This window comes from Phycisphaerales bacterium, assembly GCA_029268515.1.
GTDB lineage: Bacteria > Planctomycetota > Phycisphaerae > Phycisphaerales > SM1A02 > JAQWNP01.
The window spans coordinates 1-23,321 of sequence record JAQWNP010000012.1; the positions used below are offsets into that span (position 1 = coordinate 1).

At 52.0% G+C, this 23,321-nt stretch carries 23 protein-coding genes; 14 read left to right on the forward strand and 9 right to left on the reverse strand.

The annotated features are described in order from the left end of the window. On the forward strand, positions 1-194 hold a 194-nt coding region (locus P8J86_08625; protein ID MDG2054758.1), incomplete at its 5' end, for a hypothetical protein. 203 nt (positions 195-397) lie between these two features. Then, on the forward strand, positions 398-1,429 hold the full coding sequence (locus P8J86_08630) for a hypothetical protein (protein MDG2054759.1): 1,032 nt from the start codon (positions 398-400) through the stop codon (positions 1,427-1,429). A 4-nt stretch (positions 1,430-1,433) separates the two neighbouring features. Here the strand turns inward: P8J86_08630 and P8J86_08635 are convergent, their stop codons facing one another. Next, positions 1,434-2,363, reverse strand: coding sequence for a sulfotransferase (locus P8J86_08635; protein ID MDG2054760.1), 930 nt, complete (start codon positions 2,361-2,363; stop codon positions 1,434-1,436). 49 nt (positions 2,364-2,412) lie between these two features. Here P8J86_08635 and P8J86_08640 point away from each other — a divergent pair, with 49 nt between their 5' ends. Both P8J86_08640 and P8J86_08645 read left to right on the forward strand, forming a co-directional pair. After that, a complete protein-coding gene (locus P8J86_08640; protein ID MDG2054761.1) occupies positions 2,413-4,056 on the forward strand; it encodes a hypothetical protein in 1,644 nt (547 codons plus the stop codon). A gap of 171 nt (positions 4,057-4,227) precedes the next feature. Next, entirely contained in the window at positions 4,228-5,232 is a 1,005-nt protein-coding gene (locus P8J86_08645) for a YHYH protein (GenBank protein MDG2054762.1), read from the forward strand. A gap of 6 nt (positions 5,233-5,238) precedes the next feature. Here P8J86_08645 and P8J86_08650 read toward each other — a convergent pair whose 3' ends face one another. After that, on the reverse strand, positions 5,239-5,721 hold the full coding sequence (locus P8J86_08650; protein ID MDG2054763.1) for a hypothetical protein: 483 nt from the start codon (positions 5,719-5,721) through the stop codon (positions 5,239-5,241). Positions 5,722-5,853: 132 nt separating this feature from the next. Between P8J86_08650 and P8J86_08655 the strand changes: the two genes are divergently transcribed. The 6 genes from P8J86_08655 to P8J86_08680 are packed head-to-tail and all read left to right on the forward strand — an operon-like array spanning position 5,854 to position 12,180. Then, positions 5,854-7,008 (forward strand): hypothetical protein, encoded by a 1,155-nt coding sequence (locus P8J86_08655; protein MDG2054764.1) that lies wholly within the window; start codon positions 5,854-5,856, stop codon positions 7,006-7,008. 58 nt (positions 7,009-7,066) lie between these two features. Then, positions 7,067-8,110, forward strand: coding sequence for an amidohydrolase family protein (locus P8J86_08660; protein ID MDG2054765.1), 1,044 nt, complete (start codon positions 7,067-7,069; stop codon positions 8,108-8,110). Further along, positions 8,098-9,417, forward strand: a complete 1,320-nt coding sequence (gene kynU / locus P8J86_08665) for a kynureninase (protein ID MDG2054766.1) — start codon at positions 8,098-8,100, stop codon at positions 9,415-9,417. Before P8J86_08660 ends, kynU begins: the two co-directional genes overlap by 13 nt. Beyond that, positions 9,414-10,742 (forward strand): NAD(P)/FAD-dependent oxidoreductase, encoded by a 1,329-nt coding sequence (locus P8J86_08670; protein MDG2054767.1) that lies wholly within the window; start codon positions 9,414-9,416, stop codon positions 10,740-10,742. Before kynU ends, P8J86_08670 begins: the two co-directional genes overlap by 4 nt. Before the next feature lie 14 nt (positions 10,743-10,756). After that, on the forward strand, positions 10,757-11,554 hold the full coding sequence (locus P8J86_08675; protein ID MDG2054768.1) for a tryptophan 2,3-dioxygenase family protein: 798 nt from the start codon (positions 10,757-10,759) through the stop codon (positions 11,552-11,554). A gap of 2 nt (positions 11,555-11,556) precedes the next feature. Further along, positions 11,557-12,180 (forward strand): cyclase family protein, encoded by a 624-nt coding sequence (locus tag P8J86_08680; GenBank protein ID MDG2054769.1) that lies wholly within the window; start codon positions 11,557-11,559, stop codon positions 12,178-12,180. Here P8J86_08680 and P8J86_08685 read toward each other — a convergent pair. The 4 genes from P8J86_08685 to P8J86_08700 are packed head-to-tail and all read right to left on the reverse strand — an operon-like array spanning position 12,177 to position 16,468. Beyond that, on the reverse strand, positions 12,177-12,599 hold the full coding sequence (locus P8J86_08685; protein ID MDG2054770.1) for a RidA family protein: 423 nt from the start codon (positions 12,597-12,599) through the stop codon (positions 12,177-12,179). The genes P8J86_08680 and P8J86_08685 overlap by 4 nt on opposite strands. Then, entirely contained in the window at positions 12,596-14,056 is a 1,461-nt protein-coding gene (locus P8J86_08690; GenBank protein MDG2054771.1) for an aldehyde dehydrogenase, read from the reverse strand. The genes P8J86_08685 and P8J86_08690 overlap by 4 nt, the downstream gene beginning before the upstream one ends. Continuing rightward, positions 14,053-14,856 (reverse strand): SDR family oxidoreductase, encoded by an 804-nt coding sequence (locus tag P8J86_08695; GenBank protein ID MDG2054772.1) that lies wholly within the window; start codon positions 14,854-14,856, stop codon positions 14,053-14,055. Before P8J86_08695 ends, P8J86_08690 begins: the two co-directional genes overlap by 4 nt. A 4-nt stretch (positions 14,857-14,860) precedes the next feature. Further along, positions 14,861-16,468, reverse strand: a complete 1,608-nt coding sequence (locus P8J86_08700) for a hypothetical protein (GenBank protein ID MDG2054773.1) — start codon at positions 16,466-16,468, stop codon at positions 14,861-14,863. A gap of 303 nt (positions 16,469-16,771) precedes the next feature. Here P8J86_08700 and rplU point away from each other — a divergent pair, with 303 nt between their 5' ends. After that, complete coding sequence (gene rplU / locus P8J86_08705; GenBank protein ID MDG2054774.1) at positions 16,772-17,098, forward strand: 50S ribosomal protein L21; 327 nt, start codon at positions 16,772-16,774, stop codon at positions 17,096-17,098. Positions 17,099-17,159: 61 nt separating this feature from the next. On the opposite strand, the gene P8J86_08710 is transcribed toward rplU, so the two are convergent. From P8J86_08710 to P8J86_08720, 3 genes are all read right to left on the reverse strand, one after another. Next, positions 17,160-17,843 (reverse strand): hypothetical protein, encoded by a 684-nt coding sequence (locus P8J86_08710; GenBank protein ID MDG2054775.1) that lies wholly within the window; start codon positions 17,841-17,843, stop codon positions 17,160-17,162. A gap of 42 nt (positions 17,844-17,885) precedes the next feature. Further along, positions 17,886-18,806 carry an amidohydrolase family protein gene (locus P8J86_08715; protein ID MDG2054776.1) on the reverse strand — a complete coding sequence of 307 codons (921 nt, stop codon included), beginning with the start codon at positions 18,804-18,806 and terminating at the stop codon, positions 17,886-17,888. A 162-nt stretch (positions 18,807-18,968) separates the two neighbouring features. Then, positions 18,969-19,838 carry a M48 family metallopeptidase gene (locus tag P8J86_08720; protein ID MDG2054777.1) on the reverse strand — a complete coding sequence of 290 codons (870 nt, stop codon included), beginning with the start codon at positions 19,836-19,838 and terminating at the stop codon, positions 18,969-18,971. Between the two features lie 115 nt (positions 19,839-19,953). On the opposite strand from P8J86_08720, the gene ubiE reads away from it, so the two are divergent. From ubiE to P8J86_08735, 3 genes are all read left to right on the forward strand, one after another. Then, a complete protein-coding gene (gene ubiE / locus P8J86_08725; GenBank protein MDG2054778.1) occupies positions 19,954-20,733 on the forward strand; it encodes a bifunctional demethylmenaquinone methyltransferase/2-methoxy-6-polyprenyl-1,4-benzoquinol methylase UbiE in 780 nt (259 codons plus the stop codon). A gap of 10 nt (positions 20,734-20,743) precedes the next feature. Further along, the gene (gene msrP / locus P8J86_08730) at positions 20,744-21,817 is read left to right on the forward strand and encodes a protein-methionine-sulfoxide reductase catalytic subunit MsrP (protein ID MDG2054779.1); all 1,074 of its coding nucleotides are present in this window, start codon (positions 20,744-20,746) and stop codon (positions 21,815-21,817) included. Between the two features lie 75 nt (positions 21,818-21,892). After that, a complete protein-coding gene (locus P8J86_08735) occupies positions 21,893-23,230 on the forward strand; it encodes an aspartate kinase (GenBank protein ID MDG2054780.1) in 1,338 nt (445 codons plus the stop codon). Positions 23,231-23,321 lie beyond the last annotated feature (91 nt).

Below are 23,321 nucleotides of genomic sequence, written 5' to 3' on the forward strand. Positions count from 1 at the left end.
TTGCTGACTTCTCTGATTTTCTCGTCAACTTCGGAGCCACTGGCGAGAACCCAGCAGACATCAATGGCGATCTTGTCGTCGATCTTGTGGACTTCAGCGCCTTTCTTGTGGCCTACGGCAACGCTTGTGAGGACAATCGAAGCCAAAGGGAAGTATCCCCTCAACGCCGTCAACGTGCCTCAAGCAGGCCGTGAGCTGAGCAGCTCGTATTTTGAAGACCAGCCCAAGAGCACGCAATCTGCCACAGGATTGTGGTGACTCTTTTCTCCGCCAATCAAGTGCAGTCATCGAACGATGACCAAGTTTGGTGCGTACCGACTGCTGTCGTACCTCATGGCCTATGGCTTTCCAAAATGGCCTCAACACCTTTTTGCACTCTGAGATTGAAAGAACGCTTATGTCTCGATATCAGGCATGTGTATTACGCGCCTTGCCTGTTGTGGCGGCGATTGGGGGCATTCCAGTCGCCGTCAATGCCACAACTCATCAGAACTGCACTGCTGACATCAATCAGTCAGGCGTGGTTGACCTCGATGACTTCTCAATATTTTTGATTCACTTTGGCCAGATTGGCGTGAACATCGCAGACATTAACGGCGATCTGGTGGTCGATCTTGCAGACTTCAGTCAGTTGTTATTGAGCTGGGGACCCTGCCAAAATGAAGAGGCTGAGATCATCTTTGAACAAGACTTTGAACACCACCAATCCGGACTGTATACCGAGGAGATGCTGGACGCAGACTGGCAGTCACCAACTTGGTCGCAGGGAATCGATGAGGGCAGGGTGAGCATTGTTTCAACTGATGATGAAAATAATCATGCATTGGCAATCCAATACCCTCAAGGCGCGTTTGGCACATCTCAAACAGGTGCACAATGGAAACTCCTTTTTGATCAGTCATATGAATCTGTTCGACTAACCTACCGGATTCAATTCCAGGCTCCATTTGATTTTGTGAAGGGTGGCAAGCTGCCGGGACTGATTGGCGGCGAAGGCAATACCGGCGGGGGCATCCCAACGGGCACCGATGGCTGGAGTGCCAGGATGATGTGGCGCACACAAGGCAATGCCGTCCAGTACGTCTACCATCCCGACCAACCCAATAATTATGGAGAAGATTTACCTTGGACAATCGAGGACCAGGTGGTGCAGTTCACGCCTGGGCAATGGCATGAGGTCGTCCATGAGATCAAGATGAATACGCCAGGCCAAAACGATGGACATGTGACCTGCTGGTTTGATGGTGTCAAAGCCCTTGAGGCCGAGGCAATGCGTTTTCGCGATATTGCTGATTTTGGCATTGATGGGCTGTACTTCAGCACCTTCTTCGGCGGCAGCAATTCAACTTGGGCTACTTCAAAGGATGAGACCGTACTCTTTGATGACTTTCATATCGAAGCAATACTTTCTAATCAACGGTCACCTTAAATGACTAGACTTCCCAGTCGCTCAAATCACGATCGGCAATCTCGGCAAGTCGCTTGTTGTAGGGCTTGAAGTATTCCAGTAACTCTTGTCGCATCGCTGGCGACATTGGTTCGTAGCCACGTTTACCAGATCGCTTGTGCGTTTTGCGTACCGCCGTACCAACTGCCGTCTTGCTAATTGCTCCCAGAAGCGGCGCCACGCCAAGCCGCTTGGCAGCTGAACGAATGAGTGGAAACATAGCTGCATTTTTCATCTGCCCGATGGCTGCAGGCGTATGTTGCGGATCAACGCCAATAAACTCATAGATCGCGCTTATAAACTCACGGTCATCAAGAGCTAAGTCATCATAGAACAGCAGCTTGATGCGCTCTTGTGGATAATACTCCAGCAGCTTTTCAAGCTGTTCGCTGTAGCGACCCCGTGCCAGTAAATCATCATCATCTTTGACCGCCTGAGCAAAGGATGACCATCCTTGCTCGACACAGCGAGCCTGATAGTTGCTGTACGCCCGATCGACCGGATGGCGCATAATCATCAGAAGACGCACATCAGGCAATGCTTGAGCCATTCGTGGTATCGCGTCAAGTAGGCAGTAGCCAGTTGCGACTTCACCAACTGCCTGATGCGCGTGACTCACGCCAGCGAACTGTTCCATGTACCAGGGAAGCCCAAGATCAAACGTACGATCAAAAAAATATGTTTGCTTTTGTGGAGGGAGATACACCTGAGGATGATCTCGTAATGCGGCGTCGAGCCAAGTGGTACCACAGCGTTGACACCCTACAACTAAGAAGTTCAGGGGAAGTTGAGCAGCGCTGTTTTGCTTTTCTGTAGTGATAAGGCACCTCAGGACAAGCCCATTAATTAAGTAGCCTGTTTCTTGTCCAAAGCACAGGCCAGCATACGATACAGAGTCTGGCTGAAGGTTTGCCATCCGGATCGCCTCTCAGACACATCTGCACCATAGCACCGAGAACTGCCCTATGTCTGAAGTCCGCCGTGGCATTATTCGCATTACAACTAACTACGGAAGACTTTTCTCGACATTAGCCATCGGCTTGGCCTTGGTGCCAATTCAGCTGGCGTGGCTCGGCACCAATGGCTTTGGGCTGCTTATGGCGGTAGGGGCAACGGTGGGCTTGGCTGCCATGCTCCGAGACATCATTCGGCATTCTATGGTGCGAGAGCTTGGCGCTGTCTGGCATCTGGCTATTAGCGAGAATGCAACATCTGAGGATCGCGAAAAATTCCGCAGTGTCTATGCGGCGGCATTCTGGCTCTGCGCCGGAGCCTCCATTGTCACGGCTTTGATTTTTGTGGGCTTTGCCGCCTTACTTGAGAATGCCATCTGGCCTTTTGAGGAAATGCCTGAGGCCTACCGCGAGGGTGGTTTGTGGATTCTCATTAGCGAGGGAATTGGAACCACACTCCTGGTTTTGCTCGCACCTGCCTACAACATGTATGTGGTCACAGAACGTTTTCTCGCCAACAATATCTGGGACACACTGAGAAGGGCCTGCTATCTCATATCGGCGGTTGTGCTGTTTAGTATTCTTGGCACAAGTAATCCTGAACAGAGTTTGATCCTTTACGGCGTCTGTTCAGCAGGCCTTTGTGTCATACTTCTTCTTATCGCTGTTGCCCTCATTATGATTCAGATGCCGCTGACCCGGCCACACCTGGGTAAAGCGAAGTGGTCAGCGATGCGCGAAATAGGTGGAACATTTGGATGGAACGGCGGTGTGATCACCGCCATGAATCTACATGAACGCATCGGCTTGTGGATTATGTTGGGTACCTTTGGACTATGGGGCTCGACCGTGTTTGCTCTTGCCCTCAGGCTCGTCGGTTACGTTCGCATGCTCACACTAGGGCTCTCATTTGGGCTCGACGCGGTAAGCGCACGTCTCACGACATCATCCACTGGCCATGAAGATGATGCCACACAGGGCACACTTCGGGCAATCGTGCATCACTCCACAAGACTGCATGGCTATGTTGCATTTCCTGCTGCCATCACAGTCTTTTTACTAGCCGAGCCGCTTTTACGAATCTGGATTGGCGGAACAGTGACAGATCCTGATCCTGAGACAGGTCGAGCCGTCATCTCCGCTGCTGCCGTATTGGTTCAAATCATGGTGTTTGGCATGGCAAGCCGAGCGATTGCGGATGGGTGGATGAAAATTCTCTATGGAGCTGGCCATATAAGGCGCTATGCACCAATCATCTTTGCTGGAGGCATTGCCAATCCACTCATTACATTTGCACTGATCTACTCGCTGCCCGAGGGAAGTCGCTACCAAGGTGCTGCTTGGGGTTTTGCTTTTTCTCTCGTCATTGCACACTTCTTGCTGCTTCCAGCTGCGGGCGCGTCTAAGTTGGGTATGACATGGGCACAGATGCTGGGCGCACTTTGGCGACCATTTTGGATCGCTGCCATTGCAAGCGTGGTTTACCTGATTGCGCTCACCTCTACACTCTGGTGGGTCGTACTCATTGTTTGCAGTTGCTACTGCCTACTGTATGCGATCCTCTGTTTTTTCCTTGGCTTGGAACCATCGGAACGAAAAGGGGTATCCCAGTTGCTAAAGCGAAAACAATCACCACAAAGCATGTCCCATCTTTAGCCTCCAACGATATATAGAGGGCCTGCCAAGAAGGATGATGCCCTTGGAGTCCAAATTAAAGATAGTTGTCCCCATGCCCAATCTAAGAACAACTTTCAATAGTGGGATTGCTTAGTGTGAGGCTGGGCAAGTCGCCATTCAGTGGACTTGTACCAACGGGAGACCATGATCATGATTAAGACAATTGCGATTGCCACGCTGACAGGGATTGCTGGTATGGCACTGGCCCACCCAGTTCATACGGAACTTTCAAACCAGGATCCTGCAAGGCCAAACCGGCCACCCATCAATGAAAACGAACAGACGCTGCCAAAACCTCAAGTACGCATGGAGATTAAGGATGGCGTAAGGCACATCAAAGCCAATGGCATTCCCAATCATGTCACCGGCAAGTTTCCAGGCCGTCGCAATCCGAACTCTATTTCGGCGCAGCAATATCACTTCATGATGCCAGTGACGCCCACGATTGCTTCTTCTTCTCAGCCTGTCGGAATGGCTTTCTTCGGTGTTGCTACCAATGGCATCCCATTTGAAGCGGGCACGGCCGAGTGGTGGAACAATGATCGCCGCTCAGGCTGGCATATTGAAGCGAATACTGGATTTGCCGATCTCGGACTGGATATGAACCATGCCCATGTTCAACCAAATGGTTCCTATCACTACCACGGGCTCCCCACAGTCTGGCTAGAAACATTGGGCAATCAACCCGGAGCACGCGCACCACAACACCTCGGTTGGGCCGCTGATGGCTATCCCATCTATGCGCAGCTTGGGTATAGCGATCCAATGGATCCACAAAGCGAAATAAAATCATTGCAACCCAGCTACCAACTCAAACCAGGCACACGACCCGAACCGCCAAGTGGGCCTGGCGGACGCTTCGATGGACGCTATGAGGAGGACTTTGTTTATGTCGCTGACTCAGGTGACTTAGATGAGTTCAATGGCCGCTATGGTCGCACCCCTGAATTCCCAGAAGGCACCTATTACTACGTGGTGACTGATGCCTTTCCAAATGTGGCACGGTCCTGGAAAGGCATTCCGAATCAAACCTTTATGTCCAAAGGTGGTAGCGATCGACGTGGCCGAGAAGGTCGCGGCGGCCGGCCAGGTCGTCCAAATCAGCAACCAGGACGCCCGCCTCGTCGACCGGGCGATGGTCGCGGGGGACGCTAGGTCAAATTACTCAGGCGTAATTTGGCCCAGTGGCTTCCACTCATTTTGGGGCACCTTGATCATGTCTGAGGACAGAATGGTCACAGACGTATCAGTGGTGCTTGCAAGACGATTTCCCATCATCAGCACCATTTGGCCAATGGTCTGACGCTCAAGATCATTGAGGGCATTCCAATTATCGGCATTGACATACAAGCGGGTCGGCTTGAGGCCCATGCCAGTAATCACATCAGTGGCCATGAGATCCTGCATCCGCTCGGTAAAAACATGATCCTGAGCTGATGTGGGTAGCCATGCAGGTGGCGGATCGCCTTTGGTCCAAATCGCCGGCTGCACATTCCCTTCCAGGAGTGGCTCAACGGCGGCTGTTGAGGCTGGAACGCTCTCTTTTCCGGTGATGGTCTCGTCGTCGCCGGGGTTCATGACCCAGCCCACAATCCAGATTGCAATACCAACAAAAACCACTGCGATAATCAAGTATTTAGCCATAGGAGGGTACTGTAGCGAAGCAACACGTCACACGCGACCCCAAAGGCCACATACCCACACTTGCTGGTAACTGCCTGGGGTGGTTCAATAGGGGTTCAGCCCCGAAAAAGAATCGGCCGAAGGAGCCCTTTAATGCCACAGATATCCACCTCCACCCAAATTCTGCTTGCCACGTTGACACTATCAATAGGTGCCAGTCTCCAAGCGGTCGAGATTACGGTTTGCCCAGCAGGGTGCGATCAAGCAACCATCCAAGCCGGCATTGACGCTGCGGGCCCAGGGGATTCGGTCATCGTGACGCCTGATGAGTATCGGGAGAACATCAATCTGAATGGCAAAGAGATCACGCTCACCTCAAGTGAAGACGAATTGTTCGTCATCCTCAAGCCTGCCCCAGGCACACCCGATGAGCCTGTTGTTTCTATTACAAGTGGCAATGTGAACTCAACAATCATCGGCTTCGACATCCGCAACGGTGTGACCACAGGCAATGGCGCCGGCATCAGGATCGAAAACAGCACCGCAGAAACCAGAACCCTTATTTTTCAACGCTGCGTCGTTTCACGTAACCAAACCGACGAAAACGGCGCCGGTGTTTCAGTGAGTGGAGCGAATAGCCTTGTCACATTTACGAATTGCACGTTCTCCAACAATAGCGCAGGCGGTAATGGCGGGGGAATGACTATCGAGATTGACGCGGTGGTTACGCTCGAAGGCTGTCGCTTCCAACGCAATGCCGCAGGTGGCCTTACTTCAGCGTCCGGTGGCGGACTCAATATATCTGATGCTGATGCAACCATCACTGGTTGCAGTTTCAACATAAACGTGGCGCCAGAAAATGGCGGCGGCCTCAACATGGACTGTGGCGAGGGCTTTAAAGTCGATTTATACAATTGTGCATTCTCCAGTAACAGCGCCAAGCTGGGAGGCGGCTTCTATGGAACAGGCGACGCCAAATTCACCGTAAAATACTCTCTCTTCAAAAAGAACACTGCCACAACAAATGGTGGCGGACTTGCTTTTGATCGCCTACGCAACAGCGTTGGAAAATTCAATACGATCAAGCGAAACGTTGCTTTTGATAATGGCGGCGGCCTTTATGTTGCGTACAAAAACTTGACGTTTAATTATCTCACGATCACAAAGAACACCTCGGTCAATGGTGGCGGAGTTGATGCAAACAACGCCAGGGTGAAACTCTATGATTCACGTGTTTGCAAAAATGAAGGCGGCAACACGAATGGCAACGTCGTAGCCAAATCTGATACACAAATTTGCTCTGACTAATGCGTGACATAGGCGCAACCCATAGCGTCCTCGCGGCGCAATAAAGCGAGCCGCCGAATTGTATAAAGTAGATCTGCATACACATATCCTGCCTCCGAAGTGGCCTGATTTTGCAAAGAAGTGGGCTGATGACCGCTGGGTCACGATGACACAGACATCTCCATGCTGTGCTGATTTAATGTGTCAAGGAAGTAAGTTCAGGCAAATCGAGTCTAATTGTTGGGATCCCCAACGTCGCATTGAGGAATGCGATGAGACGGGGGTCAATGTCCAGGTGCTTTCTACCGTTCCCGTCATGTTTAATTACTGGGCAGACGGCGACAAGGCACTCGAGCTCGCAAAGATTCTCAACGATCATGTCGCACAAGTCGTACGCGAATTTCCAACCCGTTTTTTAGGACTGGGAACGGTGCCTCTGCAATCCCCTGATCTAGCCATTGCTGAACTTGAACGGTGTATTGGTGAACTGGGCCTGGCTGGCGTGCAGATTGGCACCCATGTCAATGGCTGCAATTTAGATGACGATTCAATTTTTCCGTTCCTTCAAGCAGCCGAAGCAAACAATGCCGCAGTCTTTGTGCATCCATGGGACATGCTTGGCGCGAATCGGATGCAGCAATACTGGCTCCAATGGCTGGTTGGCATGCCCGCTGAAACAGCGTTGGCGATGTGCTCCCTGATCTTTGGCGGCGTACTTGACCGGCTTCCGCGACTTCGGATTGCTTTTGCTCATGGTGGGGGTGGCTTTCCAAATATCATTGGCCGTGTTGAGCATGGATTCAATGTGCGGCCGGATTTATGTGCGGTCAACAATTGCAATGACCCGCGAAGCTACCTTGAGCGACTCTACGTAGACTCTCTCGTCCATGATCCATTGGCTTTGAATTTACTCATTGACTTGTTTGGCTTTGATCGCATCGCAGTTGGCTCCGACTATCCATTTCCTCTCGGTGAATCAAGGCCTGGCATGCTGGTCGAATCACTGCCCGAGCTCACCAAGACGCAGCGTGGCCGAATGTTGGCTGGAACAGCTCTTGAGTTCCTAGGCATCAACCCAACCCACACCGTAGCGAGAGATTTTCAGACAGCATGCAGCGACTAGCACCCATCAAACATCCAATGCCTGCTGATGATTTTTCAGGAACAAGAGCATTTGCTGTTGCTGCTGATGAGTGCGATCCACTCCATCTCCTTCGAGATGAGTTTGAGCACCCATTTGACGAGAACGGAAATTCAATTCGCTACTTTGCAGGCAACAGCCTGGGGCTGATGCCAAAGAAGGCAAAACAGCTCGTTGCGCAAGAGCTTGATGATTGGGCGAAGCATGGTGTCGACGGCCACCAGCATGGTGATTCAGCCTGGTACCGTTACCACGAATTATTCCGTGAGACTGGCGCCGCAATGGTCGGCGCTCAGGCCGGCGAAACCGTCATGATGAACTCGCTGACGGTCAATCTTCATCTGATGTTAGTCAGCTTCTATCAGCCTGATTTGCCGAGCGGCCGCACAAAGATTTTGCTCGAGGAGCCGATCTTTCCATCAGATCGGTACGCGATAGCCTCACATATCCGATCGCGTGGCCTTGATCCAAACGAACACGTCATATGGATTCGCCCGCGACCCAACGAGCACTTAATTCACACTGAAGATGTGGAGCAACTGCTGCGAGATCATGGCAGTGAGATTGCGCTTGTCATGCTGGCTGGTGTGAACTATTTCACCGGTCAATTCATGGAAATCGATCGCATTACGCAGGCTGGCCATGCTGCAGGTTGCATTGTGGGATGGGACCTCGCACATGCCGTTGGCAACATGCCGCTTGAACTGCATGAATGGGGACCAGATTTTGCTGTTTGGTGCTCTTACAAATATCTCAATTCAGGACCCGGCGCCATTGCCGGTTGTTTTATTCATCAGCGACATGAACATTCACTCGAACTCAATCGCTACAGCGGATGGTGGGGGAATGATCCTGAAACACGATTTGAATTCAATGATGCCTTTTATCCCCAGCGGGGCGCCGATGGATGGCAACTCAGCAATCCACCGATTCTCGCCATGGCGCCACTGCGAGCCTCGCTTGATCTTTTTCAGCAGGCTTCCATAAAAAAGCTTCGGGCCAAGAGTATTGCACTGACTGGGTATTTGCGATGGTTACTGGAACAGGCCGAAGGAAAGCCATTCGAAATTATCACTCCCTCTGACCCTCATTTATGTGGGTGCCAACTCTCACTGCTCGTCCACGATCAACCGCGAGAACGTTTTGAGGCCGTACGCGCCGCACACATGGTGTGTGACTTTAGAACCCCAAATGTCATACGGGTTGCGCCAACACCGCTCTACAATACCTTTGAAGATGTCTGGGTCTTAGCAGATGTACTCTCAGCACAACAGGCAAAAAATCAATGACCCAACACGCCGTCATCGTGGGGGCTGGCCTGGCTGGGAGTCTACTTGCCTGCCATCTCGCCCGCGCAGGGTGGAAGGTCGATGTCTATGAGGGTCGCCCCGATCCAAGAAACGCCGGTTTCATTGGCGGCAGATCAATTAACCTCGCTCTTTCGACCCGTGGTATTGACGCGCTGAATCAAGTGGGGCTTGCAGAGCGCGTTCTCAAAGACGCTGTTGCAATGCCTGGCCGTATGCTCCATGACAAAGAGGGCCGCCAGACCTTTCAGCCCTATTCAGGCAAACAGAACAATTTCATCAATTCGGTCTCGCGGGGCGGACTCAACATCACCCTTCTCAAGGCGGCCGATGATTATGATTCGGTCACACTACATTTCGAACGGAGCTGCACTGGAATCGACCTCAAGCAGGGCATTGCGACCGTGTGTGATCTCAAAAACCAGACCTCAACAACGCCGGAGTGCGATCTATTGATCGGCGCCGACGGCGCTTTCTCGAAAGTGCGAGAGAGCATGGCCACACAGGCAGGGTTCAGCCACTCGATTTCCTATATTGATCATGGCTATAAGGAACTGACGATTCCAGCGGCCGCCGATGGAAGTCATGTGCTTGATCCGGAGGCACTTCATATCTGGCCACATGGCGAGTCAATGATGATTGCATTGGCCAATCAGGATGGCTCCTTTACATGCACACTCTTTTGGCCTTGGAATGGCCCAATCAGCTTCAATGCCATCAAGCGATCTGAAGACGTACAACCACTCTTTGAGGCGCACTTTAAAGACGTGGTCCCACTGATGCCAGATCTTGTCGAACTCTACATGAAGAACCCAACAAGTTCACTACAAACCATTCGTTGTGGGCCTTGGCATTTTGGTGACAAAGTTGTTCTGATTGGAGATTCTGCTCATGCCATTGTTCCTTTTTTTGGCCAAGGCATGAATGCCGCCTTTGAGGACTGCACTGTTCTCACGCGTCATCTTTCGGCTTCTGATTCAGTTGCCCAGGCAATCGCAGGCTTCTACGCTGAGCAGAAGCCAAACGCTGAGGCAATTGCAGATCTTGCACTTAGTAACTTCATAGAGATGCGAGATACGGTTCGATCGCCAATATTCAATGTAAAAAAGAAGATTGAGCGATTCCTCACTCAGATCTCAAGAGGTCGGTACAAGTCGCTCTATGAGATGGTGTCTTTCACGACCATCCCTTATGCCAAAGTCTGCCAGCGAGCTCGCCGTCGCCAGCGTATTCTATTAGCTGCTCTGTTCACTCTCACCGCCGTTCTTATTATCTGTGGCCTACTTGCCATTGGCTCTACTTTTTAGGTGTTCTTCGCCAAATGACCGAGACGCAACCACCATTGACGTATGCTCGCTATCTTCATCTAGATTCACTCCTGCATCTTCAGCAAGCGCAATCAAATCCTGCTGAACACGATGAAATGCTTTTTATCATTATTCACCAGACGTATGAACTGTGGTTTAAGCAAGCACTTCATGAACTAGACAGGGCAAAAGAGCATCTAGCCAACAATGAACTTTACGGGGCACTAGGAACCTTCAAACGAGTTCGCATGATTCTCAAAACACTCGTTGGCCAGATCGACATCCTGGAAACCATGACCCCGGTTTCTTTCCAGAGCTTTCGGGATCGCCTTGATACCGCCTCTGGATTTCAATCAATGCAGTTCAGAGAGTTGGAATTTGTCCTTGGTGCTAAACGTCCAGAAGTTTCAAAATATATCAAGCCAAGCATGCTTGGATATGAAGCCGTCATAAGAAGACTCAATGAGCCTTCACTCACTGATCACTTTCATACCTTTCTCATTGCCAACGATGCAAAAATACCGCAGGAGGTATTGGATCGCGACATAACCCAACCCAATAGTGCCAATGAGCAAGTACAGCATGAATTGGTCCGTCTTTACCGAGAACGCCCCGACCTCGCCTTGCTGTTTGAACTGATGACCGACATTGACGAGGGCCTACAGGAATGGCGATACCGCCATGTCAAACTTGCCGAACGCACGATTGGGCAGAGGCCTGGGACTGGAGGGTCCCCAGGCATCGAATTCCTAAAGCGATCGTTGTTCACTCCTGTCTTCCCCGACCTTTGGCAAATTCGGAATCAGCTCTAACCATGGAAGTGCTCTACGATATTTCACCATCGATCGATTCTGACCTGGCTGTCTGGCCAGGAGACACACCAATTTCCCGACGAGTCCTCATGGATATCGAGAAGGGTGATTCAGTTCGCCTCTCGACCATGACTGCAACCGTTCACCTGGGATCCCATGCCGATGCACCTTCTCACTATGCAATGGATGGTGCCGGCATCGAACAATGGCCACTGTCTTATTTCATTGGCCCATGCCAGGTCATGCATGTTGATGTCAAACCAGGCGACCTTGTTGGTATACAACACTTAACTGGCGAGATACAAGCTGGCAGAATCATCCTTGCCGGCGGCACCTATCCAGATCCAACCCACTTTAATGAGGACTTCTGCGCCCTCGATCCCGCTCTGGTCGATCACTTGCATGCGGAAGGGGTGATGACTGTTGGTGTCGACACTCCGAGCGTTGACCCATTCGACTCAAAAGATTTACAAGCCCACACCCGTTTCTACCACAATGAAATGGCGATTATTGAGACCCTCCGCCTTGAAGGGGTGCCCGATGGTTTATATCAATTGGTGGCTCCGCCACTGAAGCTTGCTGGCTTTGATGGCAGTCCTGTGCGCGCCGCGCTTTGCTCGCTCTAGCGAATGGTGGCAATCACCTTGACTTCAACGGCAATGGGCGTTGGAAGCGAACTAATCTCAATCGTTGTTCTTGTCGGATTCGGATTACCCGCACCAGCAAAGCACTCGGCGTAAATCTTGTTGTAAGTTTTGAAGTCGCCCTGCATATCGGTAAGAAACACCAGCACGTCAACGATTTGATCCCATGAAGAGCCGGCGTCTTCAAGAACGTGCCGAACATTACGAAAGCATGATCGACACTGAGCTTCAATGTCCTTATGAACGACGCGCCCCTGATCATCTAAAGTCACACCGGGAATTTGACTACTGCCACGCTCCCTGGGGCCAATGCCAGAAAGGAAGAGCAAGTTGCCAACGCGGCGTGCGTGTGGATAGGCGCCAACTGGCTCAGGTGCTCTTGATGATTCAATTCCAGTCATGAAGGCGATGGCTCCATTGCGAGGCAAATATTTTTTGGTTCTGTGAAAAATCGTAATGCTTCATCGCCACCTTCACGCCCGATGCCACTGGCTTTCATTCCACCAAAGGGGACGCGCAGATCTCTCAGCATCCAACAGTTGATCCAAACCGTACCCGCATCCAGCTCAGCGGCCACGCGATGGGCCCGAGCAACATCTTTCGTAAAGACGCTGGCAGACAAACCGTAGACCGTGCTATTGGCCATAGCGATCAACTCAGATTCGTTTTCAAAAGGAATCACAGACACGACGGGACCAAAGATCTCTTCTTGGTTCGTAAGGCAGGTGTGAGAAAGTCCAGAGAGCACTGTTGGCTCACAAAAGAAGCCATCCTTGCATCGCCGAGGCAAATCACGCGGTGGGACACCACCCACGTGCACTACAGCACCCTCGTCACGGGCTCTTTGAATGGCCGAGAGCACCTTCTCTTGATGCGACTGAGAGACCAACGCGCCTTGCTGCGTAGTGGGCTCAAGTGGATCGCCTATTCTCAATGCGACAGCCTGTTGGCATAATGCATCAACGAATCGATCCATGATGGGCGCTTCAACAAAAAGGCGTGAGCCACAGAGGCAAATTTGCCCCTGGTTAGCAAATGCTGCACGGCATGCCAGCGAGACTGACTGATCAAAGTCTGCATCAGCAAAGACAACATTAGGATTCTTGCCACCTAACTCAAGAGAAACCTTCTTTAGGCCTGCCGCCGCTGCCTTGCCAATGATGGCACCTGTACTTGTGCCGCCAGTAAAAGAAACTGCCTTGACTTTGGGATGTTCAACCAGGGCGATCCCTGCTTGGTCACCGCGCCCATGCACAATATTGAGGACCCCCGGCGGCAAACCAGCTTCGTCAATAATTTCGGCCAGCAAGAAAGCCGTCATGGGCGTGACCTCAGACGGCTTGGCAACCACTGTATTACCAGCTGCTAAAGCTGGTGCAATCTTCCATGTCAGGAGATACAGAGGCAAATTCCAGGGAGAGATACAACCGACCACACCAAGGGGCTGCCGCAGCGTGTAATTGAGTGCCATATTGTCTGAGACATAGGCCTCTTCATTGACGTGCAAGATACTGGTTGCAAAGAAACGAAAGTTCTCAGCAGCTCGGGGAATATCGACACCTTTCGATAGCCCAATCGGCTTACCATTATCAATCGTCTCTGCCTTGGCGAGCACTTCAAGACGACGCTCAATTCCTGCAGCCATGGCCAGCAACAAATCACTTCTTTGCCTGACCGGCATTAAACGCCAAGCTGGAAACGCGCGGTGAGCTGCCTCAACCGCACGACTCACATCTTGTTCATCGCCTGCAGCAACTTCACAATAGACCGCTCCGGTCGCGGGCTCGACATTTGGTAAATAGGCCCCATTCAAAGGCGCCACTAACTTGCCGTCAATGTAATGATCGAGGCGTTTCACTTCTGACCCAATCCTGGCTGCGCCGCAAGTCGGCCACCATCAACAGGAATACTCACTCCATTAATGTAACCAGCCTGTTGTGAGGAAAGATAAACAACAAGATCTGCCAACTCTCCTGGCTCAGCAAAACGCCGGGCTGGCACAGTGGCCATGACCATTTCTTCTGCTTCTTTTTGTGTTGTGCCCTGACGTTCCGCCAACTTACTCATCATGCCTTTTAAACGATCTGTTCTTGTAAAACCCGGAAGAACATTATTGACCGTAATACCATCGGGACCGAGCTCTCGAGCGAGTGTGCGCGACCAATTGCCTACTGCACCCCGAATCGTATTTGAAACACCAAGGTTGCCAATTGGCATGATGACTGAAGTAGAAATAATATTGATAATTCTTCCCCAGCTCTGATTTCGCATTGACGGCGTCACCGTCTGAGCAAGCACCTGATTACAGAGCAAGTGCTGCGAAAAGGCTGCAGCATAAGCCTCAACATCAGCTTCAATTGCAGGGCCAGGCGCCGGCCCTCCAGAGTTATTGATCAAGATATCAATACCACCAGATTCATCGACATGCTTCTCGACAAGCTTCCGCAACTGCTCGAGCTGCAAGAAGTCGGCTGAGAACCAGTGATGGCAGCGCCCCTCAACATCTGCCAAGCCAGCATGAACCGAAGCCAACATTTCGCCATCGCGAGCCAAGAGTGTTACGGCGGCACCATGCCGAGCAAGGGCCTCGGCGGTTGCACGTCCAATACCACGACTCGCTCCAGCAACCAGAGCACGTTTTCCTGTGAGATCAAGCATGCCATCAGGATACCGTCTTTGTCGCCTGGCCTGGGCCACGTGACCCCATTGCGCACACAAAGAAGCTCAAGCTGGTCGCAACTAGCATCTGCCAACCGAACCAGAGCGGGCGGTAGACCGCTGTCTCAACCTCAATTCTCATGAAATCTTGTTGTAAGAGCCAAACTGCAATGAAACCCACAATCAGGGCTGCGATGGCAGACCAAGCATTGCCTCGGGGCGTCAGCAGAATAGTAAGAAAGACCCCCAGCAACCCGCTATAGGCGAAGACCATCACGCCTAAAGCAAAATCGATAAGAGAGACCCTGTTTTCGGCATTGTGTTGCACCAGGACGCACCCCATTGCAAAGAGCGCTAAGGTCACTGCCCAGACAACAACGGCAAAACGGCTCACGCGAAGCTCGCTTGCAGGGGCCGGATCTCGCTGATGGCGCCAACGATGCCAAGGACGATAAAAATCTGCGACCGAAGTAGATGCCATGGCATTCAGCGCAGAGTCAATGCTACTCATGGCCGCAGCAAAAAGACCTGCCAGCATCAATCCACGAATCCCAGTTGGAAGTTCTTCGAGGATAAAAACAAGAAACACTTTCCGCGTATCGTTATCAGGTAGTCTTCCGCCAGCATCGCCCATGAGCTCAGGCATGCCATAAAAGATGGCGAGCAATAGTCCAATAGCAAGGAATAAAAGCAGGACCGGCCAGGTCACGATATTGGCCCAAATAATCGCCCACATGCCACTGCGAGCGGTACGGCAAGTCAACATGCGCTGCGCAAGATCTTGATCTGTACCGTATGCCGCCAAATTAAAGAGCGTCATACCGAAGACAATTGACCAGATCGTCCATGGCTCAGTCAAACTCAAACTGGTATTAATCAGAGTGAGCTTATTGCCATCAGATGTCGTTTTCAGTGCATCAAAGGTCTCAGTGGCCGAGAGCGGAATCTTGTTCCACAAGATAATCAAAGCCACCACAACGGTAGAGATATAGACAATGGACTGGAGAACATCAGTCCAAATCACAGCGCGTATGCCCCCAAGCACCGTATAAATCGTTGCACCAGACGCAATGATGATCAAAGAGAACATCATCTGCGCAGGTTCAATATCACCAAATGCAATCAGCGAAAAGGGGATACCAACAATGTAAAGGCGAGCCCCGGATGCAAAGACCCGCCCAACCATGAACATGCCACTGGCGCATTTTTGAGCGACCGGCCCGCACGTATGACCCACCACTTCATAGATGCTGGTCACACCTTGCCGGTAGAAGACCGGCAAAAAGACCAGGCCAACGATGAGCACTGCTATGAGCGCCCCAAGATTACCGGCGAAGTAGGTCAGATTGCCAACGTAGGCCTGTTGCGGACCACCAATAAATGTGGCTGCCGATTGGCTTGTTGCTAGCACACTCAGCGCGACTGCCCAAACCGGCATTTGTCGACTGGCCAAAAAGAACTCATCTTTGGTTCGATTGGTACGCCCGACGATGGCGCCCACCGCGACCACCACCACCAGATAAACTCCGACAATCACCCAATCCCAAGGGCTAAAGCTGGTGTCCGCTAACAATGGTGTCACCCAGGCAAGGTTATCGACCGTTCGCAGCATCCGTGCAGCCCATCTGACGTGAGAGGTTCCATAAGCCCCCTAGAAGCACTGTAAGGCATCTACTGGGATGTCTACAAGTAGTCACCAGCGGGCCAGCGATCCCGACAGGGGAGAAGCTGAGAGGGCGGATCCTACCCTTTTGATGAGGACTTTCCCCACCAGCAGGGTTTTCTAGAGCCCAGAATATTGAACCGGCGCTGTTTGATCGGTAAGATGCCCGGCCCGACAATCGGGGGCCAACGGCACCAGGCAACATTGAGCAGTGATTGCTGCGACCTGGGATGCCATAATCAGGAGTGACCCATGTACGCCATCGTCGAAGACAGCGGAACTCAGATCAGAATGACCGAAGGCGAGGTCATTGATATCGATCTACGTGACCTTGGCGAAAAAGCCAAGACGGTCACATTCGATCGCGTCCTTCTTGTCAGCGATACCAACAAGAAGAGTGCTGCCAAGGTGGGCCAACCTTATCTTGATGGCGCATCAGTAAAAGCTGACGTTCTTGACCAAATCAAAGATGACAAAATTGATGTCATCAAGTTCAAACGTCGCAAGGGCTACAAGCGTAAACAAGGCCACCGCCAAGGCTACCTGCGTGTACGTGTAAGCAAGATCACTGCTGCCTAAAACTGCGGCCACCAGTATCTCAAAAAGAATACCGCTACTCATATTGCCAACGCGTGTGGCGTTATTGCAGCGCCGCTGCGCTCTTTAGTCGCTGCAATGCTAACTGGAACGCTGAATAGGAACCCCTCGATCGCACTAACCAGGGAACACCCAATCGGTCAGTCACTAATTGACTAGTTCCATAATAAAACCGGCGCGTCTCCCTTGCATTATCGACTGCGCTGGCAATACCAGTCAACTGAGCCGGCGAAAGAAGATCTTGAAAACCTGGACTTGACGTCGCCAGGCGCAGCGTTGCATCCCGCAACGAAATGCGAGTTTCGCTGGACCAGAACGGCGAAACAGTCATCGCAAAACCGCCCCCTTGATAAATACCAACCTCGCCATCTACAAAAAGGATGTAACGAATACTTGCATTCGTGGCAGACGAGTCAATCGGTGTCATCCCGGGAAGAGGTGTCCACAGAATAGTTACATGAACAATCTGGCCATCTTCAATCTCGCCCTTGAGCAGACTTTCTGTTGAGACGGTGCTCATCCAAAAGGTTGCCTCTGTGTACTCGTCACCAGAAAAGACCACCTGGGAAAAATCCGCCGAAAGGACGACCGGGTCATCACGCAGGCTACTGGCATAAAAAGTACCGGCGGGCACAACTGCTTCATAAACAAGTTGAGGCGAGCAGCCTCCGGTGGTTACGGCAAATATCCAGAACAAGACGATCGCCAGTTGTCGCACAGGTCGCATCCTTAATTCCCATGCCAAATCAAAGATCAGCAGGGAGGACTATCAATCCGTCAATTGATTGCCTACTTCGGAAATCACAGGTATTTCCCTGTCGATCTCCACTTGAGGCGTGGGTAACTCAACATCAATGCCCAGACATGCCAGGCTATTGCGCTCAACAATATCACGAACGAGCGAACGAGGCACATTTGGCAAGCCTGTGCCCTGACTAAACTGGTTGACTGAGTACATGTACTCAATGGCCTTGGCGGGCGTCTCTCGAGGAAATCCGGAGCCAAACAGCAGTTTGTTCATGACACCGAGACTTTGGGCCGACAGAAGCGCCTGATAGAGCTGCCATGGCGAAGATGCGACGCCAGCGACGTCAGCATAGATACCGGAATGCTTATCTAACAGCAGCAGCGTTTCATCAATCCATGGGTGGCCCAGGTGCCCAATGAGGATAGAGAGATCAGGATAGTTCCTCGCAACCTCATCCCAGAGCATTGGTCGCCCAAATTCCAGCACAGCCTGTGTATCCATTGGCGCATGAAGTGTGATGAAGATTGGCATGCCGAGCTCGCAACAGCGCTCGTAGACTCGCATCGCCTGAGAGTGAGTAGGGTGAAACCCCTGGCCGGCAGGTGACATCGTCACGCCAACAAGCCCTAGGTCGCTGATCTGATTGATCTGACCAACAGGATCATCCATCAGGGGATCGACAGCACCTATTCCAAGCCTCGCCTTCGGCTTCGCCGCGACATATTCAGCCACCAGCTCATTTGGAACAAGGGCACCGGTTCGCTGTGAACGGTATCCCAGGACCACACTGATATCGACGCACTGCATTTCTCTTTCATGTCTCTGAGGGGCGCCATCAGAGCGACCAGACTGCTGCTTATCTCGCTCTCGAAACAAGGCCGCCACGTTCGGCCCCAGTTGGTCAAGATGGGACCAGATCTGAGTATGAAGATCAATGATCATGGGTTCGGTACTCCAGTGAGATCAAATGGATCCCCAAAACTAGGGGGCCCGGAAAGAGTTGATCGGCTAGCTGCTTCAGACTTCGAGAATTGTATACCTCAGAGAAAGAAACCATACCCCTGGTTTTTCTGAAAAAGCCATGATTGACGAGGTAACCACCACTCAGAGCCTCTCAAGCATCTTCTGATAGGCACCCCGACCAGTTTTATATTCAGGATTATTCACCGCAAACGCATACCGACCTCTCAGCAACCTCGTAATGGTTTCAATCCGCGTATCGGGATGAGGGTGCGTTGAGAGAAACTCTGGGGGCAAACCGCCCTCGGAAGCCTCGCCCAGAACCCGAAGAACATCGACCATACCCTCGGGATCGTAACCAGCTTCCACCATGTAGCGAACCCCCAAGGTGTCGGCTTCAGATTCATGGTCGCGACTGAAGTTAAGCAAATACATCTGGCCACCCACATTGACAAAGAGGGGCACATAGGAGGCGATGCCATCTTGATCTTGCCCGACCGCAATCCCGACACCGGCGATCACAGCGCCCGCAACGGTGGAGTGAGAAATCTGCTCATCAATGTGTTGCCCTGTGACATGTCCAATCTCATGAGCCAAAACACCGGCGAGCGCTGACTCTGAATCGAGACGCTCCAACAATCCTCGGGTAATAAATGTTTGCCCTCCTGGGAGCGCAAAAGCATTGATCACATCAGAATCAAGAACCGTGAAGGTCCAAGGCAGATCCTGATATTGCCCCTCAACTTGCTGAACGATGTTTTTGCCAACCTTGGTGACATATTTCTGGACTGCTGAATTGCGGAGCTTTCCCCCATATGTTTTGATTAACTCCGGCGCTGCCTCACGCCCAATGGCAATTTCTTGACTCTGACTCAGGACCAGCAGCTGACTGCGCCCAGTCGCGGGATTCTTCGTACAGCCGCCTAAACTAATTAAGGCCACACAAACCGCGGCCCCAATTCGGCAATGGATTGATCTCTTTGGCCGGACGTCTGGCTTGGTTCGCTTACTCATGATGCATAATCACCTTAATTTGGGGCACTCAGGGCCAGCCAGCACGCTCCACCTCAAACCACAAGATATGACTTGATCGGCGCTTCCATTGATTTCTCCTCTATGATTACAACTGATGGGCAATTCACCACAACAAACTGGCTGGTCCACAAGTGATCTACAAGCAGACCCGCATGGCAATGCTGGTAAGGCTGAGAAAGTCAGCGACATGTTCACGGCCATTGCCCCACATTATGACCTCAATAATCGGCTTCACTCCTTTGGCCGAGATCAAGCTTGGCGACGGGCTTTGGTCAGAAGGGCCTCCGTAAAACCTTCAGATCGAATCCTTGATATCGCATGTGGCACCGGTGACCTCACCGAAGCTTTCGCACGCTCGAATCCTACTTCCGTGACAGGCATGGACTTCAACCAAGCCATGCTCGATGTTGCCAACCAGAAAATGACGAGGCGTCGCTGGCCCACACACCCCACCTATGTTCTTGGGGATGCCATGGACCTCCCTTTTGAATCCGGCAGCTTTGACATCTTGAGCATTGCCTTTGGCATTCGCAATGTCACCTCACCTGAGGCTGCAATCCGCGAGTTCCACCGTGTCTTAGCGCCTGGTGGCCGACTGCTTGTACTCGAATTTTCTGAACCACAATTCACACCTTTTCGTTTGCTCAATCATTTCTACTGTCACCATGTGATGCCTCGGACTGCAAGCTGGATTGCGCGGGACCGATCTGGTGCATACCGCTATCTTCCTCGATCAATTGAAACTTTTATGTCACGCAAAAAGATGCTGGACTTACTCGAATCAGGCGGCTTTAGTGACCTAAGCGTGCATCCCATGACCATGGGTATTTGCTGTATTTATCAAGGACTTCGATGCGAGAACAACAAAGGATGACCACTCGGCCATGACAAAGAAAACCGACCACAAATGGCAAACATCACTCACCAGTGACGCGCGTACCACTTCGCCTGACATCGTTTTTTCTCGCCGCTCAGTCCTTAAGACAATGGCGATCAGCGCTGGCGCCGGAATGGCCTTAGAGATGAGCGCCTGCGCCGCCAATGCACAGTCTGACGACCTGACGAGCGCCGAGCAGGCCAAAGTCACGGCGCCGCCATTGCAATGGCCGGCAGGCGCAACAGTCACAGAAAACAAGTCGTTCCCGCTACCAAAGACGGTTCCACAAAAAACCACGAAGAAAATCGTATCTGCTTCACATAATAATTTCTATGAGTTCTTGCCAGGACAAGGCGGCTTCGTCTATCCGTTAACAGACAAGTTCGAGGTCACACCCTGGAAAATAGAAGTCACAGGCCAATGCAACAAGCCACAGACATTTGATCTTGATGACATCATTAAACTTGGCCTTGAAGAACGACTCTACACATTCCGCTGTGTTGAGCGATGGGCCATGAATGTGCCTTGGGTTGGCTCGCCACTTTCCAAACTGCTAGAAAAAGTCGAGCCAAAATCAGATGCCAAGTATGTCGCATTCGTCTCGGCAGATCGACCAGCACAAATGCCAGGCATCCGAATGGGTGGCGCTGGTTACCAGTGGCCATACCATGAAGCTCTTCGCATGGATGAAGCCATGAATGAACTGGCAATGTTGGTCACTGGCATGTATGGGCAGCCACTCTTAAAGCAGAATGGAAGCCCAGTGCGAATCATTGTCCCTTGGAAGTATGGATACAAGAATCCAAAGTCAATCGTCCGGATTGAGTTGACGGAAAAGCAGCCAGCAACCTTCTGGTCAGGTGGACCGTACAAGAGTGAGTATGGTTTTCTTTCAAATGTTAATCCAAACATACCGCACCCACGATGGCCTCAATCAACCTCGTTCTGGCTCGGTTCTAAACCTCGAGAAACATTCCCAACACCAATCTTCAATGGCTATGGAAAGTACGTTTCTCACCTCTATCCAGATGAACCCACCACACCACAGAAACCATTAACACGCAGCGAGACTGCTCGCTAGCCATCCTTTCCAAGATTCTCTTTTGAACAGTTTTTGCGTCGCGTCTTAAGAATCGCCGATATAGATAGTGACTTCATGGCAACAATCATTCAGAAGTACGGCGGCTCCTCACTCAGCGACCCAGAGCGCATTATGCAATGTGCAGCTCGGGCCCATGCGGTCTCTCAGCAGGGGCACCAAGTCGTTGTGGTTGTCTCGGCAATGGGGCGTACCACCGATCATCTTCTTGATCTCGCCCGACAGGTCAGCCATCATCCAGGACGTATCGAGCTCGATACGCTGATGGCCACCGGCGAGCAGGTCTCCACAGCCCTCATGGCCATGGCTCTCAAGGATCATGGGGCTGATGCCATTTGTCTGACAGGGCGTCAGTTGGGCATTACCACGGACGACGCCCATGGCCGGGCACGAGTCCAGTCCGTCGACCGTGCTGGAATACAAGCCCATTTAGATGCTGGGCGGGTCGTGGTCGCAGCTGGCTTCCAAGGCGTGACCAACGAGGGCCATATCACCACGCTCGGTCGTGGTGGCTCAGACATTACTGCCGTGGTATTGGCCGCCACGTTGGGGGTTGGTACCCAAAAAGAGCCCTATTCTGATACCGAACTCAAAAGTGGGGGGGCACATGAGGCCCCATCCGGCACCTGTGAGATCCTGACAGATGTCGATGGCATCTACACAGCAGACCCACGGCATGTCACCAATGCACGCCGACTTGATGAAATCCCATACGAGCTCATGGTCGAGCTCGCAACTCTTGGTGCGGCGGTTGTACACCCTCGCGCCGTCATGATTGCGCAACGCTATGGCGTGCCGGTCCATGTCAGGCATAGTGCCTTGCCAGGCCCGGGAACGCGGATCGTAAAGGAGTCACACCTCATGGAAGAGGTTGCTGTTATCGGTGGCGCTTTGACGCCAGATCTTGCTCGAATTCATGTGAGAGGCCTCCCAGGCGACGCAAGTGCCCACGCGTCGTTTTACGAGCGCCTCGATGAAGCCGATCTCCTCATTCACGACCTTTCACAGCACTCCAGGGCCACCGGAGATCCCGCAGATTCTGCAGTGCGATTCACGGTTGCTCGCGAGAACCTTCAGGAGACGCGTGAGATGGTTGATCAGGCCCTGGCCGACTATGGCCAAGTCGATGTCCATGTGGAGATAGACCTTGCCCGAGTCTCCGTGGTTGGTGCCCACCTTGGCTCCAGCTCAAAAGGCACAGCTACCATGCTCAGTAGCCTTGCAGAGGCCGGCATCAATGTCTCAGCCATTACAACGACGCCAGTCAAAATCTCATGTCTTGTCAGGGAGGCCGATGGCCCCAACGCCCTGAAGGTCATCCACGATGCATTCCGCCTGGACACCCAACCACAACAGCGGGCTGGCACAGAGACACGACAAGCCCGGGCTAATTAGGCGACAGACCACTTGATCGAGAACTCGAAAGCCCAAAGCCCTTTTAGAGCCCACTGAGTCCATTTAACATAATATGTATTATCGGCGGCCT